This window comes from Brevibacillus sp. IT-7CA2 (assembly GCF_949767855.1).
Classification (GTDB): Bacteria; Bacillota; Bacilli; order Brevibacillales; family Brevibacillaceae; genus Brevibacillus.
The window spans coordinates 1-15,111 of the sequence record NZ_CATKQT010000001.1; the positions used below are offsets into that span (position 1 = coordinate 1).

Here is a 15,111-nt window from a genome sequence, read left to right on the forward strand (position 1 = left end):
ACATTTTCACTAGCACTTCAAAAGTGCCGGACTCACAATATACCATGTATGATTGTTTCGAGTCAAGTGGTAATAATCGGATTGCATCATAGTTTTAATTTTGTTTCGCCCTTTTTCAAAGGCGGATCACTAATATAACACGAGCTGTTCACCTTATCAAATGAAATAATTGGAAATAGTGTTTCAATCGTCATCTCCCTCGAACACTAATCGCTGAAAACGACGAAAAACACCCGAATTTGGAAATTCTAGCTCAAATTCATTAGTGTCGAATATTTCTTCAAGAGATTTCTCATTAATCTTGACTTGTTCCAAGACCTCGATTGGGTTTTTAAAGCACATACCGTCTTCATTTTTATCACAGCCTTTATCCGATTTGTCTTCAGTGTACCAATTCGCTCGTCATCTTCCAATGATGCTCGCCTGGAACGGATTTACAAAAACGATAGTTGACACCCTTAGACTACAAGCGTAATCTTTAAAACAGAATCAACGACTACAAATGTAGTCAAGGGAGGTGTCTTACTTGGACGAGCAGCCGCGAATCTCGGATGCCGAGTGGGAGATTATGAAGGTCATCTGGGCAAAGTCACCCGCAACAGCAGCCGATGTCATCCACGCCCTACGACACAACAAGACGTGGAAAGACAACACAATCAAAACCTTGCTCAGCCGCCTCTTGCAAAAGGGCATTCTCACCTATGAGCAGGTCAATCGAGTCTACTATTACTCTCCTGTGCTCACTGAGGAAGAATGCAAGCGCCAAGAGCGCCAATCCTTTTTGCAGCGCGTGTACGGCGGGGCCTTAAAGCCCATGCTGGTTCACTTTTTAAAAGAGGAAAAGCTCTCCTCTCAAGAGATTGATGAGCTGAAAAAAATCCTTTCCGAAAAGGAGAAATAAGCTGGTGGATTGGCAATGGCTCACACTCACCCTCAATCAAGCATTTACGTGGACACTGTATAACTCCATCGAGGCCAGTCTTCTTGTGCTCCTGATCTTGCTCTGCCAGCAGCTCGGCAAAAAGCATTTCCCCATCCGCTGGCACCACGCCGTATGGTTCCTGCTTCTCTGGAAGCTCGCGGTTCCTTGGTCGATAGACAGCACGATCAGTTTGTATAACTGGCTGCCTACTTCGTCCTGGACATCCATACAGGAAGCGCACCCGCCTATGGAACCGATTGTTCTCACTACAGAGGCTTTGCATCCGCATGATTCTGCCCTCCACCCAGATGCCTCTCTAGCAAATGAAGCGAGCTTTTCCTGGATCAGCCTGCTTTCCCTCATCTGGATCGGCGGTGTCGCCATTTTCGCTCTCACCATGACTCGCAGTACATACCGATTGCTCTCTCAGCTAAAAAACGATGAGTTCGTACAGGATGAAGCTATTTTGCGCGTCTTTTCCCAATGCCAAAAACAGATGGGCATCACCAAATCCATTCCCCTGCTCATGAGTCATCAGATGACAAGCCCTACCTTGATGGGAATCTGGCGACCGCAAATCTGGCTGCCGGCAAATCTTTTGGACAAGCTCAACGAACATGAGCTGCGCCACATCTTTTTGCATGAGCTGGCGCATTGGAAAAGACGAGATATTCCTGTGAACAGCATCATGAGCGTGCTACTGATCCTCAACTGGTTCAACCCGTTGTTATGGTACGCTGCTTCCCGTATGCGTCAGGATCAGGAAATGGCTTGTGATGCTTTGGCTTTGACTTATTTACAGGAGACAGAGGTACCTCGCTATGGATACACCATGATCAAAATGCTCGAGCTGTATGCCTGTCCCAAACAAATTCGCTTCACAGCCGGGTTCTCCAGCTCCAAAAAACAGGTGAAAAGGAGAATAGAAATGATTCGTCACTTTCAAAAACGGGCGTATACGTGGACCCTATCTGGTATCGTGGTCGTCTTGGCTTTAGGCGTCTTCACTTTGACCGATGCAAAAAAAGTGCTAGGGAACGAGCAGAGCTTCGTCATCCCCGCAGAAGGAACAATCAAAAGCCCTATTGATCAAACAATAGGCTTGAGAATCTTAAACGACCTGAATACGCCAGTTCAGGCAGCCGCGTCCGGAAAGGTAGTCAAGGCTGAGTACGATACAAAAACAGGGAAAGGCAACCAGATCATTCTGGAGCATGAAGACGGGTATCAAACCGTTTACTCTCATTTGGAAAAGCTGGAGGTCACCGCTGGCACTACTGTGACCCAAGGCCAGCTCATTGGTCTGTTGGGAAGTACGGGACGCAGCACGGGACCGCATCTTGCTTTCCAGGTTATCGAAAATGGTATACCCGTTGATCCGATGAAGCTGTTGGTAGACATAGAAGCTAAAGAATAAAGACAAAAGGCCACAGAAAAAATATCTGTGGCCTAACTTGTTACGCTTATTGATTCGTAGACAAATCTTGTTTGTTACTTGAAAGCACCTTGTACAGGATAAGTGCAGTCACCAAAGCAATACAACCGTTCAAATAAAAAGAGGTCGCCGCGCCAAACTCTTGCCATATCCAACCAGTAAGAAGGGATGCGGGCAACAAACCAATTCCTGTAACCATCGAGTACATGCCCAGTGATGTTGCTTTCAAATCTTTCGGTGCGGAAGACGCAACCAATGACTTTTCTATTCCCTTCGTCAACGCGATATAAAAACCATACAGAATGAATAGCAACCAAAAGCCTGTTATCGAACTCACCATTCCGAATCCAATATATACGAATCCATATAAGATATAGCCAACGGTTAGAATGACTTTGTGTCCGAACCGATCGGAAATGGCACCTGATGTATAGGAAAACAGCGAAGCAACCAAATGAAGGACTAAATACAGCAACAATACACTCGTAGCAGAAAGCCCGAGATCAGTTGCTCGCAGCAATAAAAAGGAATTGGACGAATTGGCAACTGTAAACAGCATAATGATCAGAAGCAATTGCTTGGTGTCACGATTTAACTTCTTCCAGCTCGGTTTTGCTTTCGGTTCACGCGAAATCACCTTCGTATTTTCCCGCTTCTCCTTGACGGCAAAGAGCAGGCAGAAGCCAATGCCGACCGGAATCAATGAATACAAGAAAACACTGTGGAAATCTTTATTTCCATCCATCGTTAATAGGAGATATGCGATGCCGATTCCAATCGCCGCCCCGAGCATATCCATCATTTGATGCAAGCCAAATGAGCGTCCTTGCTTTCGTTTTCCTCCTGCTTCCGAGATGATCGCATCGCGCGGAGCCGTTCGTATTCCCTTACCGGTACGATCGATCAGCTTCCAGACAAAAACCCCTACCCATGAACTGGCTATTACGAGGAATATCCTGCCGATCCCGGATAGTCCATACCCCAGTATGGCTAACGATTTTCGTTTCTTGGAACGATCGGAAACATAACCTGAAACGAACTTGAGCAGACTGGTCAAAGCCTCGGAAACCCCATCGATGATGCCAATAATCATAGGACCCGAGGAGGCAAGAAAGATCGGAATTAACGGGGTAACCATGTATGTACCCATGTCTGTGAAAAAACTGACGAAACTAAGCAGCCATACGTTATTCATGGTTTGTTACAACCCAAAGTGCTGTTTCGCCAGCTCTTTGAATCTCGCATTGTCTATTTCCTCTTTCGTAACGACTCCATCCACCCATTGCGTAAAGGACGTATTCGTCAACGTAACATTGCCTCTCTCTGTAAGCTGCGTAAGCAACGGGCTTTTGTTGAAGGGAGACTGTTCATGCTCAGCGATAATCGTCTGAATCTCGTTTAATTCCGCTTCATCCGTCACCAGCTTCTGTGAATCAAACGTATAGCCGATCCGCCAGTCCGTATCCTTGTGCCGCAGCTTCATTTCGAGTACATAATCGCCATACTCGGTTTGCTCTTTCTTGATCCGAAACTCACCATTACGTGAAGAGACGGTCTCTCCGGTTAACGGAACAGGCTTCAACGGCAGATTCGAACCAAAACCCGTATCGAGCAAATACGTTTGCCCCTCATATGTAAGCAAAATCGTGGCATGTGTTCGACCAATCGTGTAATAATCGCCAACGTTATGCTTGTAAACAACTCCGCGAATCAGATGGGCGTTAAAGCCATTTTCCAGCAAGAAGAAATACAGCATCGGATTGAGTTCGTAGCAAATACCGCCTTCGTTTCTGACCAGTATCTTCTCCATGACGGACTGTCTGGAGATTACGCTCGTTCGCTCTTCCACAATGCATAGGTTTTCAAAAGGAATCGCCAATGCTGTCAGATCAAGGAGACGATCCAATGTATCGAAGGTAATCGTTTCATTTTCTGGCATGCCGATTCTTTTCCGAAATAAGGCATTCAGTTCACTCATGCTTCTTCCCCCCACATCGTTTCTCCCACAAGTTTACACCAAGCTCCTGCCTGAATTCCTTAAATACCGAGCAGCTTTAGCTTCCGATACAAGGTGCGTAGCCCGATCCCGAGTTCTTCTGCTACCCGCTGCTTTCCTTTCAAATCACTGCCGTGCTTTTGCAGCGAAGCGCGAATCGCGTCCGCTTGTGCATCGGCGACCCTCGCTTTGATAGCTGGACCTGAATGTGATGGAGCCACTGGAGGACGAGCACGAAGGCGCGGAGGCAAGCTGTCCGCAGTCAGAACCGTGTCTTGCTCCATGTTCATGGCGTACTCGATGGCGTTTTCCAGCTCCCGCACATTGCCCGGCCAGTGATAGTGCGTGAGCAGGTTGATCGCCTCTCGTGCTATTCCGAAGTAGGTGCGTCCTGCTTGCTCTCCGTACTTCTCCATAAATGAAACGGCCAAGAGCTCAATGTCTTCCTTGCGCTCTGCGAGAGACGGGACGTGCATTGGAATGACGTTCAACCGATAGTACAAGTCGGCACGAAACGCTTTTTTCTCCACGAGCTCTTCCAGGTTCTGGTTCGTCGCCGCGATGATTCGTACATTGATGGGAAACGACCGCGTGCCGCCGATGCGTTCCACGACCTTTTCCTGCAAGACGCGAAGTAGCTTTGCCTGCAACGAGATTGGCATATCGCCGATTTCATCCAGAAAAAGCGTACCTCCCTCTGCCATTTCGAACCGCCCTGGCTTTCCTCCCTTTTTGGCTCCAGTAAACGCGCCGTCCTCGTAACCGAACAATTCGCTTTCGAACAGATTTTCCGGAATGCTGGCACAATTGATCGCGACAAACGGGTAGTAAGCGCGCGTGCTTGCCTCGTGAATCGCTTTTGCCAGATGTCCTTTGCCTGTCCCTGTTTCACCAGTAATCAGTACCGTGGAGCTGCTGTTACCGATTTTCATCGCCATTTCTTTGACCTGTTTGATGGCTAGGCTGTTTCCCACGATTTGAGCAAGGCTATCCGCTTTGCCAGACGAGCGGCTCCCTTGATGATCCATCAAACGCGGAACGGTTAGCGATCCCCTCTGCACGCGAAGCACGCCGCCAATGAGCTGATTGTTGACGATGATCGGCGTGGCCTCAGTCGGAGCATCCAGCTTGTCAACGAGACAATTGGCGATCGGCAAGGAATGCGCGGCCATCCCGGATAATGACGGCAGCAGCATCCGTGAAACCTCCGCTGGCAGCAGCTCATGCTGGGACAGCAGTCTACGCGCGCTGGCATTCGTGTGAATGACATTGCCACTTCGGTCAAATGTGAAGTACGCATCGGCAACGGTATCCAGCGCTCCCTCCAACAGCCGCATAGAGTCATCAGACGATTCGATCTGTCTCGTCGCATGGGACTGTACAATCGCCGTAATCATCTCGCTGACTTCTGTCAGGATTTGCTGGTATCTCTCTGTATGCTTGGATAGGCGATTTTGACCTTCCTTCGTAAAGGATGTGAGGGAAACGACCCCGATTGCATGATTGGCTACCTTAATAGAAGAGAGAAGCTCGACTTTGGCGGGGCAGCTGTCGAGAAAACGGCATCCTTTGCACATTTCCATGGAGCCAGGTTTGTCTACCACATACTGTCCTTTTGCCAACACGAATTCAATCGAGGGCACATGCACATTTTCGCCTTTTTGTTTCAAGTAGCGCTCCGTACTCACGACCAATAGACCGTGCTCGTTAATCACCGCAGCATCCACGTTCAATATATCTGAAATGCTTGTAATGACCTTTTCGATGGCTGGTTTGCACAGATCCAACGAAACCATGGATATCCTCCCTGCTTATTGTCCTTGTTCTCTATTTTATGAAATATTTAGATAGTTCACAAACATTTTACCACTGATGTTTGCCAATAATGACAACTCATTGCCACTTTTGTCACCGCCATGACGGTACGAAACACAGTCGGAACCTCGTAAAATCAGCTTTTTTTGCGACCTAGCAAGGAACATGTTACCCAGCGGGGTTCACTCCGCACTTGGCACAGTGATTGCAATATAAACTTTTCAACTAGGGGGAGTGATCAACCATGGTAAACACGAACGAGGTATTCAATTTGCAAGGAAAGGTAGCCTTGGTGACAGGTGCTGCTTCCGGTATCGGACTTGCAACAGCGAAACGACTGGCCCAATTCGGAGTAAACGTCATGCTGCTTGATATCAACGAGGAGCTCGGGGAAAAGGCGGCACAAGAAATCGTAGCGGAGGGCGGGTCAGCCCGTTATTTTACATGCAATGTAGTTTCCCAACAGGATTGTCGTGAAGTAACGCAAGCGATCGAGGAAGCGTACGGTCGCATCGATATTTTATTCAACAATGCAGGCGTGATCAGAAGAAAGACGGTAGTCGAGCTGGAAGAGGACGATTGGGATCTGGTCGTCGACGTCTCCTTGAAGGGTGCTTACAATCTCTCCAAGTTCGTCATTCCGGTCATGGCGAAAACAGGCGGAGGCAGCATCATTAACACTGGCTCTGGCTGGGGCATCAAGGGCGGTGACAAGGCGGCGGCCTACTGCGCGGCAAAAGCAGGCGTCGTTAACCTGACGCGGGCAATGGCGATTGACCACGGTCCGGAAAACATCCGTGTAAATTGCGTGTCACCCGGCGATACCGACACACCTCTGTTGCGTGAAGAAGCGCGCCAGCTGGACAAGGAAGAAGGAGCATTCCTCGTCTCCTCCGCCCAAGGGCGTCCGCTGGAGCGTCTCGGTTCTCCGCAAGATATTGCCAATGCTGTCCTGTTCTTTGCCAGCGATCTGTCATCCTGGGTGACGGGTTCCGTACTGGTCGTCGACGGCGGCGGTTTGGCTTAATTGATCGTTACCCCGACTGAATATTCCAACGAAGAGATGGAGGAACCATGAGATGAGCGTACAGCGTTATGCCCACCCGTATATTCCGAATTCTGCACCTGAAGTCAAAGAGAAAATGCTTACTGAAATCGGCTTTTCCAGCATCGAGGATATCTATGTGGACATTCCTCAAGAGCTGCGCCTAAAAGAAAAAATGAACATCCCGAAAGCTTTGACTGAATACGAGCTGGAGCGCCACGTCAACCAGCTGATGAACAAAAACAAAACGACGAAAGAAAACATCAGCTTCCTCGGCGCAGGCTGCTGGCCGCATTTTGTTCCGGCTGTCTGTGATGAAATCAACTCCCGCGCGGAGTTTTTGACGGCGTATGCTGGTGATCCTTACGAAGACAAGGGGCGCTTTCAGGCGTTGTTCGAGTACCAAAGCCTCGTAGCTGAGCTGGTCGATATGGATGTCGTGAACGTTCCGACCTTTGACTGGGCACAGGCTGCTTCTACTGCTCTGCGCATGGCAGCACGTATCACCAAACGCACAGAGCTCCTGGTCTCGAAAAATATCCATCCCGACAAGCTCTTGATCATCAAAAACTATACGTCTCCTGATCTTACTGTCACCTTGATCGATTTTGAGAACGAAACAGGCAGACTTGACCTCAATGATCTAAAAGCAAAGCTCAGTGTAGATACAGCAGCGGTTTACTTCGAAAACCCGACCTTCCTCGGCTCCGTGGAAGTAAACGGACAGATGATTGCGGACTTGGCTCATGCAGCCGGTGCCATTTGCGTAGTCGGCGTCGATCCCATCTCTCTCGGCGTGATGGAAGCTCCGGCGAATTACGGCGCGGACATCGTGTGCGGAGATTTGCAGCCGCTTGGCGTACACATGCATTACGGCGGCGGGCAATCCGGCTTTATCGCTACGCATGACGATCCGAGCTTCGTCATGGAATATCCGTCCCGCTTGTTCGGAATCGCACCGACAGAGGTCGAAGGCGAATACGGCTTCGGAGACGTCGCGTACGACCGCACCTCTTTTGCCAAACGCGAAAAAGGCAAGGAGTCCGTCGGAACACAAACAGCGCTATGGGGCATTACCGCAGGTGTGTACTTGGCGACGATGGGACCCGTGGGCATGGAAGAGGTCGGGCAAGGCATCATGCAGCGCTCCCAATACGCCGCCAAACAGCTCTCTTCCATTCCCGGCGTCGAGGCCAAATTCGCCGCACCTTTCTTCAAGGAGTTCGTGATCGACTTCTCGCAAACGGGCAAAACCGTCAAAGACATTAACGCTGCGCTTCTCGGCAAAGGAATTTTCGGCGGAGTTGATTTGACTGAACACTACCCGGAATTGGGTCAATGTGCGCTCTACTGCGTCACGGAGGTTCATACCCAGGAGGATATCGATACGCTCGTCGCTGCCATCACAAGCATTTTGTAAAAACGGAAAAGGAGGAAACCGACCATGAAAACATCCGAAGGAACAATCGACAAAATGAAACGGATTCCGAGAGACCATAAGGTACGCCGCTTCCACCAAGCAAAATGGGATGAGCCTGTCATTTTCGAGCTGAGCCAGCCCGGCGAGCGTGGCGTCGAGGTACCACCCGTCGAGCCACAAATCGTGGAGACCATTGGCGATGGCATCTCTCATCTGCCAGACAGCCTTCGCCGGAAAAAACGGCCGAATCTTCCCGAGATCAGTCAGTACCGCGTGATCCGTCATTACTCCCGCATTTCGCAGGAGGTTCTGGGGTCGGATTTCAACGTAGAGATCGGGCAAGGCACCTGCACGATGAAATACTCCCCGAAAATCAATGAACGCTTCGTGCGCTCGCCGAAAATGGCGGAGCTGCATCCGCTGCAAGACGAGTCCACTGTCCAAGGGATGCTGGAGATGACGTATCAGCTCGATCTGTACCTGCGCGAGATTTCGGGAATGGACAAATTCTCGTTTCAACCAGGCAGCGGCACACAGGCATTGTTTACCCAAGCCTCTATCGTGCGCAAATATCACGAGTCTCGCGGCGAAGGAGAGCAGCGTAACGAGTTTATTACCACCCATTTTTCCCACCCGTCCCAAGCCGCAACGGCCGCAGTCAAAGGCTTCAAAATCATTTATGTACCTGCCGACGAAAACGGCTACCCTGATCTGGAAGCGCTAAAAGGCCTCGTCTCGGAGCGAACCGCTGCCTTTGCCGTAGCGAACCCAGAGGATACAGGCATTTACAACTCCCGCATCAAGGAGTTCACAGATGTCGTCCACGCCGCAGGGGGGCTGTGCTGCTACGACCAGGCAAACGCCAACGGCTTGCTCGGCATTACCCGCGCGCTGGAAGCTGGCTTTGACATGTGCTTCTTCAACCTGCACAAAACCTTCTCCGTCCCACACGCTTGCGGCGGACCTGCAACAGGTGCCATTGGTGTCACTGCTGAGCTTGCGCAATTCCTGCCAGGACCGATCGTAGACTTCGACGGAGAGCGTTACTTCTATAAACGTGATTTGAAAAACAGCATCGGGAAAGTCCGCAGCTTTTACGGCGTACCCCCTGCTGTCCTGCGCTCCTACGCTTGGGTCCGTGCACTTGGTGCTGACGGCCTGAAAGAAGTTGCCGAAATCGCTTGCCTCAACAACAACTATCTCTATCACAAAATCCTGCAAATCCGCGGTGCGAGCGCGCCCTATATACAAGGCCGACGCCTGGAGCAGGTTCGCTATAGCTGGCAGCAGCTAAAAGAAGACACGGGCGTCACAACGTACGATGTTCAACGCCGCATGGTCGACTTTGCCCACCATTACTGGACCAGTCACCACCCATACGTCGTGCCGGAGCCGTTTACGCTGGAACCGACGGAGTCCTACTCCATGGCAGAGCTCGACGAATACGTCGCAGCACTGACCCATATTTCGCAGGAAGCCTATGAGAATCCGGAGATCGTCAAAACAGCACCGCACAATAGTACAGGTCACCGTGTCCTGGAGTCCGTGCTCGATGATCCTGATCAATGGTGCATCACTTGGAGAGCTTATTTGAAAAAGACAGCACAAAATTAGTTCACGTAGGGACGGGGCGGCAGTACGCCCTCTCCCTTTTCATATAGAGGCAGCACACTTTTTCGTTTCCCAGCTTGGTCGGCAAGACGTATTGCACACCATATCCATTAGGGGGATTCTCGTATGAGGAAGAAAAGTTTGTTTCCTGTCGTTCTTTTGGTAAGCTCGCTCGTGTTCTCTATTTTGGGAGGATGCGGGTCCAATGCAACACCACCACCTGCACAAACAAATGCAAGCGCTCCCACAAATTCTTCTACTCCCTCCACCACACCTACTCAGCCTGCTTCCGAAGTGAAACTCAAACTCGTCCATGAAGGTAAACTGACTTTTGCCATGAGTGGCCTGATCAAACCACTTAATTACAAGGACACAAACGGCGTACTGACCGGATTCGACGTGGAAATCGGCAATGAGATCGCCAAACGGATCGGACTCGAAGCCAATCCAGTGACCAATCCGTGGGAAACCATTCTGCAAGGGCTGAAGGGCGGCAAATACGACGCCATTATTGGCAGCATGACGCACACAGAAGAACGTGCCAAGCAAGTAGACTTCACCAACCCCTACTACATTTCTGGCGGGCAGATTTTTATTGCGGAAACAAATGAAAGCATCAAAACCAAGGATGATCTAAAAGGCAAAATCATAGGTGTCGTTCAGGCAAGCACGCACAAAGACGCCGCGGAAACCTTGACTGACAAGACAAAAGTTAAAGGCTATCCCTCAGATATTTACGCCTTGCAGGATCTCATTCCGGGTCGGGTAGACGCTGTGATCACCGACCGTGTCGTCGGTACCTCTGCGATCAAGAATCAAGGTCTGAAAATCAAAGCGACAGGCGAGGTTCTGAACAAGGAAAACATCGCGATCGCTGTAACCAAAGACAACCCGGAGCTGACCAAAAAAATCAATGAAGCCATCAAAGCCATGGTTGAAGACGGTACCTACGAGCAAATCAGCGTGAAATGGTTTGGGTCGAACCTGTTGAAATAACGTGGGAGGTTGAGCAGCCATGGGTTTTGTGACCAGTATCCTTGATATTTTTGCGATTCATGGAAAAGCTTTTTTGGAGGCCGCTTGGATTACCGTTTCGCTCACAGCAGTATCCTTGGCCATGGCCTCTGTGATCGGACTCGTCTTCGCCTTTTTCAAAGTATCCGGGATTTTCGTCCTGCAAAAGCTGGCCGACACCTATATCTTCATCGTGCGCGGCATGCCGTTGATCGTCCAGCTCATGTTCCTCTACTACGGGATATCCAGTGTCATCGTGCTCTCTGACTTTACGGCAGGTGCACTCGCGCTTGGAATCCACTCTGGCGCCTACATTGCCGAGATTTTTCGGGGAGCCATCCAATCGATTGACCGCGGACAGATGGAAGCTGCCCGTTCGCTCGGGATGCCGTACAGCCTAGCAATGCGCCGAATTGTTTTGCCACAAGCCTTCAAACGTGCGATTCCGCCGCTTGGCAATCAGTTCATCATCGGATTGAAAGACTCTTCACTCGTCGCTTACATTGCCGTTACAGAGCTGTTTAACCGTGCCTTGTCTGCACAAGCAGAGAACTTCATGCCTTTTGAAACGTATTTCGTCGTCGGACTGTATTACCTCGCACTCGTCGCCATCTTCTCCTTTATTTTAAACCGTGTGGAAAAACGTCTCGATACTGGCAGAGCGCCCGTCAGCACTCCGAAACCAAAAGAGGTGGCAGCATGATCAAGGTACGCAATCTGGCCAAGTCATTCGGGAACCTGCATGTGCTCAAAAACATCACGTTGTCGATTCAAAAATCAGAAGTGGTTGTGTTAATCGGAGCGAGCGGGTCAGGAAAAAGCACACTCTTGAGATGTCTGAACTTTCTGGAAATAAAAGACAAAGGCGATATCGAGATCAACAATCAGGTCATCGATGTCAAAAACAGTGATTTGAACAAAGTACGCGAGCATGTCGGAATGGTTTTTCAGCATTTCAATCTGTTCCCGCATATGACCGTGCTGGAAAACGTGATCGAAGCACCAATCTACGTCAAAAGGAAAACCAAGACGGAATCGACCACAAAAGCCATGGAGCTATTAAGCCGCGTCGGACTGACAGACAAAGCAAACGCCTATCCCGAGCAGCTCTCTGGCGGGCAGAAGCAGCGTGTCGCGATTGCCCGTGCCCTAGCGATGGAGCCGGATGTCATGCTGTTTGATGAGCCTACTTCTGCCTTGGACCCTGAGCTCGTAGGCGAAGTGCTCGCTACGATGAAAGACCTCGCTCGCGATGGCATGACAATGGTCGTCGTAACGCACGAAATGGGCTTTGCCCGCGAGGTAGCTGACCGAGTCATTATGCTAGCGGACGGAGAAATGGTCGAAGAAGCTCATCCCCATGAGCTTTTCACGAATCCAAAGCATGAACGTACCAAGCGATTTTTACAACAAATTTTGTAAGCTAAAGACGAGGTGGAACCCATGCTACAAAGCCGTGACTCGATCCTGCAATTGACCGATGAACTAGTCAGCATTGAAAGTATCGTGAACACGACAGGAGAAATCGCCGTTGCTACCCATCTATACGAGCATCTGAAGTCTTTCCCCTATTTTCAAAAGCATCCAGATCAGTTGATTCTCTCCCGCACGTTCAATGATGAGGCGGAGCGCTACAACGTCCTTGCTTTTGTCAGGGGAACCAAGGAGCCGAGCGCCAAAACCGTTATTTTGATGGGGCACACGGATACAGTCGGCATTGAGGATTACAACCATCTGAAGGACACAGCTTGTCATCCGACTGCACTCATGGAAGCCTTGAAAAATGAGCCACTGCCTGCACTAGTGAGTGAGCAGCTGGAGTCAGGTGATTGGCATTTTGGGCGTGGCGTGCTCGATATGAAAAGCGGCGTAGCGAGCCATGTCTACTTGCTGAAGTACTATTCCGAGCACCCAGAAGAGCTGGCGGGCAATCTTATGCTGCTTGCCGAATGTGACGAAGAAGACAGCTCGCATGGCGTCCTCTCTTCCTTGAAGGACTTGAAAAAATGGCGAGAGGAGCACGGTTTTGACTATATCGCGCTGATCAACTCCGACTTCGTCGCCCCGCGCTACGATGGGGACCCGAATCGCTATATCTACAAGGGAACTGTCGGCAAGCTGCTGCCTTCCTTTTTTATCACGGGCTACGAGACACATGCGGGCTCTGCTTTCGAGGGACTTGATCCCAACTTTATCGCCGCAGAGCTGACCCGTCAGATCAGCTACAATCCTGACCTGTGCGACGAAGCATACGGCGAGACACCTGTACCTCCTGTATCATTGAAACAGACAGACTTCAAGCCGACTTACACGATCCAGACCGCCCTGTCGTCCTACGTCTATTACAATTTCTTCATCCATTCCTGGTCTCCGAAGCAAGTCTTGGCGCTACTGAAGGAGCAAGCAGAGATCGCTTTTGAAAACGCACTGGCTCTGTTGCGTGAGCGTCATCGCCGCTTCTGTGAGAAGAGCGGTCAAGCTTGGACTCCACTCCCTTGGAAGACACGAGTGCTGATCTACGAGTATATGAAAAAAGAGCTCATCGCCGAGCATGGGGACGCCTTCCTCTCGCACATGAAGCAGTTTAAAGAGGCGCTTTTGCAAGACAAATCCTTGGATGTACGCATGTTCTCGGCTCGTGTGGTTGAGGAGGAGGTCAAGTGGATGAAGGACAGAAGTCCCGCCATCATCTTGTTCTATTCCTCACTCTACTCTCCCCGCATCGAGCTCGTTGGCAAGGACGAACGGGAGCAAAACTTGATAGAAGCATTGGAACAAGCCGTTGCAGCTGTCCAGCCTGATTATGCACACCCTATCGTAACGCGCAACTTTTTCCCGTACGTTTGCGATATGAGCTGCGTAGCGCTATCAGACGATGAGGAAGGCATTCTCGCTATCGAAGAGAACAATCCGAGCTGGGGCAGCAAGCATTACGTCGAGTATCAGGACATTCGAGACATCAATGTACCTTGCATCAACATCGGTCCGTATGGGTACGATGCGCATAACCGTTTTGAACGGATGGAGATTACGTATTCGACAGAAGTGGTTCCCTCTGTGACGAACGAGATTATCAAGCGGCTATTGAAATAATAAAAGCGCCAGCTCCGAATGCAACAGGAGCTGGCGTACTTTTTTTGATTGTTGTTAGAACTGATTCGGGAACTGCTTAATGATGCCTGCTGTCAGTACATCCGCCAATGAGATGATGTGTTCCTCACCTCGGTCAAAGGTAACAATGTCTGCTTCCCAGTCCTTTTTCAATCTCGCCTGGAGATTTCCGGTGAGCAGCTCCAGATGCTTGTACAGCAAGTCTTTTAGTTCTTTTTCGGTCCAGTTAGGATTCGCGCTGCTTAAAAGCTTGGCGATATCATCCGCGTTCCGGAACCAATCTTTATTTAATTTTGCCACACTCGCCTGATCGCCATTTTTCGCAGCATCAATAATTTTGCCTGCAAGGACGATATGCTCAGTTAGAAGCTTGCCGAGCTTGTTGCCTGCTTCCTCTCCATAGTAAGGCTTAATCGCATTCCCGATATCCGTCTGTTTCTTCAAGAGCCGTGCCAGCACCTTATCTTTGTCCTCCAGCCCCGCCAAAGCGCTGACCAAATAACTCCTCGTCCATAAAATAGGGTCGATCCAGAGCTTTCTCATATCGCCCTGCAATTTGACTTCTTTTGGCTTTATGCATTCTTGTTGTTGCTGGCCGTTTCCTTGTGATTCCTTGGCTACAGCCATCACGGGTACGCTTAGCAAAGCAAGGCACATCATCAACAGTGTTGCTTTCCTGAGTATTAGAGTCATTTTTGGTTTTCTCCTTATCTGGTAAGGACACCCCTCTAGCTGGTGTCCG

The 15,111-nt window shown here is 50.0% G+C and carries 13 protein-coding genes; 9 read left to right on the forward strand and 4 right to left on the reverse strand.

Going from position 1 to position 15,111, the window contains the following annotated elements:
* Positions 1-526: 526 nt before the first annotated feature.
* Together ACM6JA_RS00005 and ACM6JA_RS00010 are read left to right on the forward strand one after the other, a co-directional pair.
* Positions 527-901: a BlaI/MecI/CopY family transcriptional regulator gene (locus ACM6JA_RS00005; protein ID WP_173620474.1), complete on the forward strand. Its 375-nt coding sequence runs from the start codon at positions 527-529 to the stop codon at positions 899-901.
* A gap of 4 nt (positions 902-905) precedes the next feature.
* Complete coding sequence (locus ACM6JA_RS00010; protein WP_414850641.1) at positions 906-2,339, forward strand: M56 family metallopeptidase; 1,434 nt, start codon at positions 906-908, stop codon at positions 2,337-2,339.
* Positions 2,340-2,385: 46 nt separating this feature from the next.
* Here ACM6JA_RS00010 and ACM6JA_RS00015 read toward each other — a convergent pair whose 3' ends face one another.
* From ACM6JA_RS00015 to ACM6JA_RS00025, 3 genes are read right to left on the reverse strand one after another with little or no spacing between them, the layout of a single operon-like run.
* Positions 2,386-3,552, reverse strand: coding sequence for an MFS transporter (locus ACM6JA_RS00015; protein ID WP_414850642.1), 1,167 nt, complete (start codon positions 3,550-3,552; stop codon positions 2,386-2,388).
* A gap of 6 nt (positions 3,553-3,558) precedes the next feature.
* Positions 3,559-4,335 carry an arylamine N-acetyltransferase family protein gene (locus ACM6JA_RS00020; protein WP_414850643.1) on the reverse strand — a complete coding sequence of 259 codons (777 nt, stop codon included), beginning with the start codon at positions 4,333-4,335 and terminating at the stop codon, positions 3,559-3,561.
* A 59-nt stretch (positions 4,336-4,394) separates the two neighbouring features.
* Entirely contained in the window at positions 4,395-6,149 is a 1,755-nt protein-coding gene (locus ACM6JA_RS00025) for a sigma-54 interaction domain-containing protein (RefSeq protein WP_414850644.1), read from the reverse strand.
* A 263-nt stretch (positions 6,150-6,412) separates the two neighbouring features.
* Between ACM6JA_RS00025 and ACM6JA_RS00030 the strand changes: the two genes are divergently transcribed.
* The 7 genes from ACM6JA_RS00030 (at position 6,413) to ACM6JA_RS00060 (ending at position 14,351) form a co-directional block, all read left to right on the forward strand.
* On the forward strand, positions 6,413-7,195 hold the full coding sequence (locus ACM6JA_RS00030) for an SDR family NAD(P)-dependent oxidoreductase (RefSeq protein WP_414850645.1): 783 nt from the start codon (positions 6,413-6,415) through the stop codon (positions 7,193-7,195).
* A 52-nt stretch (positions 7,196-7,247) separates the two neighbouring features.
* On the forward strand, positions 7,248-8,633 hold the full coding sequence (gene gcvPA / locus ACM6JA_RS00035) for an aminomethyl-transferring glycine dehydrogenase subunit GcvPA (RefSeq protein WP_414850646.1): 1,386 nt from the start codon (positions 7,248-7,250) through the stop codon (positions 8,631-8,633).
* A gap of 24 nt (positions 8,634-8,657) precedes the next feature.
* A complete protein-coding gene (gene gcvPB / locus ACM6JA_RS00040; protein ID WP_414850647.1) occupies positions 8,658-10,247 on the forward strand; it encodes an aminomethyl-transferring glycine dehydrogenase subunit GcvPB in 1,590 nt (529 codons plus the stop codon).
* Between the two features lie 123 nt (positions 10,248-10,370).
* Entirely contained in the window at positions 10,371-11,240 is an 870-nt protein-coding gene (locus tag ACM6JA_RS00045) for an ABC transporter substrate-binding protein (protein ID WP_414850648.1), read from the forward strand.
* Between the two features lie 19 nt (positions 11,241-11,259).
* The gene (locus ACM6JA_RS00050) at positions 11,260-11,961 is read left to right on the forward strand and encodes an amino acid ABC transporter permease (protein WP_414850649.1); all 702 of its coding nucleotides are present in this window, start codon (positions 11,260-11,262) and stop codon (positions 11,959-11,961) included.
* Positions 11,958-12,680 carry an amino acid ABC transporter ATP-binding protein gene (locus tag ACM6JA_RS00055; protein WP_414850650.1) on the forward strand — a complete coding sequence of 241 codons (723 nt, stop codon included), beginning with the start codon at positions 11,958-11,960 and terminating at the stop codon, positions 12,678-12,680. Before ACM6JA_RS00050 ends, ACM6JA_RS00055 begins: the two co-directional genes overlap by 4 nt.
* 21 nt (positions 12,681-12,701) lie before the next feature.
* Positions 12,702-14,351 carry a M20/M25/M40 family metallo-hydrolase gene (locus tag ACM6JA_RS00060; protein ID WP_414850651.1) on the forward strand — a complete coding sequence of 550 codons (1,650 nt, stop codon included), beginning with the start codon at positions 12,702-12,704 and terminating at the stop codon, positions 14,349-14,351.
* Positions 14,352-14,405: 54 nt separating this feature from the next.
* On the opposite strand, the gene ACM6JA_RS00065 is transcribed toward ACM6JA_RS00060, so the two are convergent.
* Positions 14,406-15,062, reverse strand: coding sequence for a glycosyltransferase (locus ACM6JA_RS00065; RefSeq protein WP_414850652.1), 657 nt, complete (start codon positions 15,060-15,062; stop codon positions 14,406-14,408).
* Positions 15,063-15,111 lie beyond the last annotated feature (49 nt).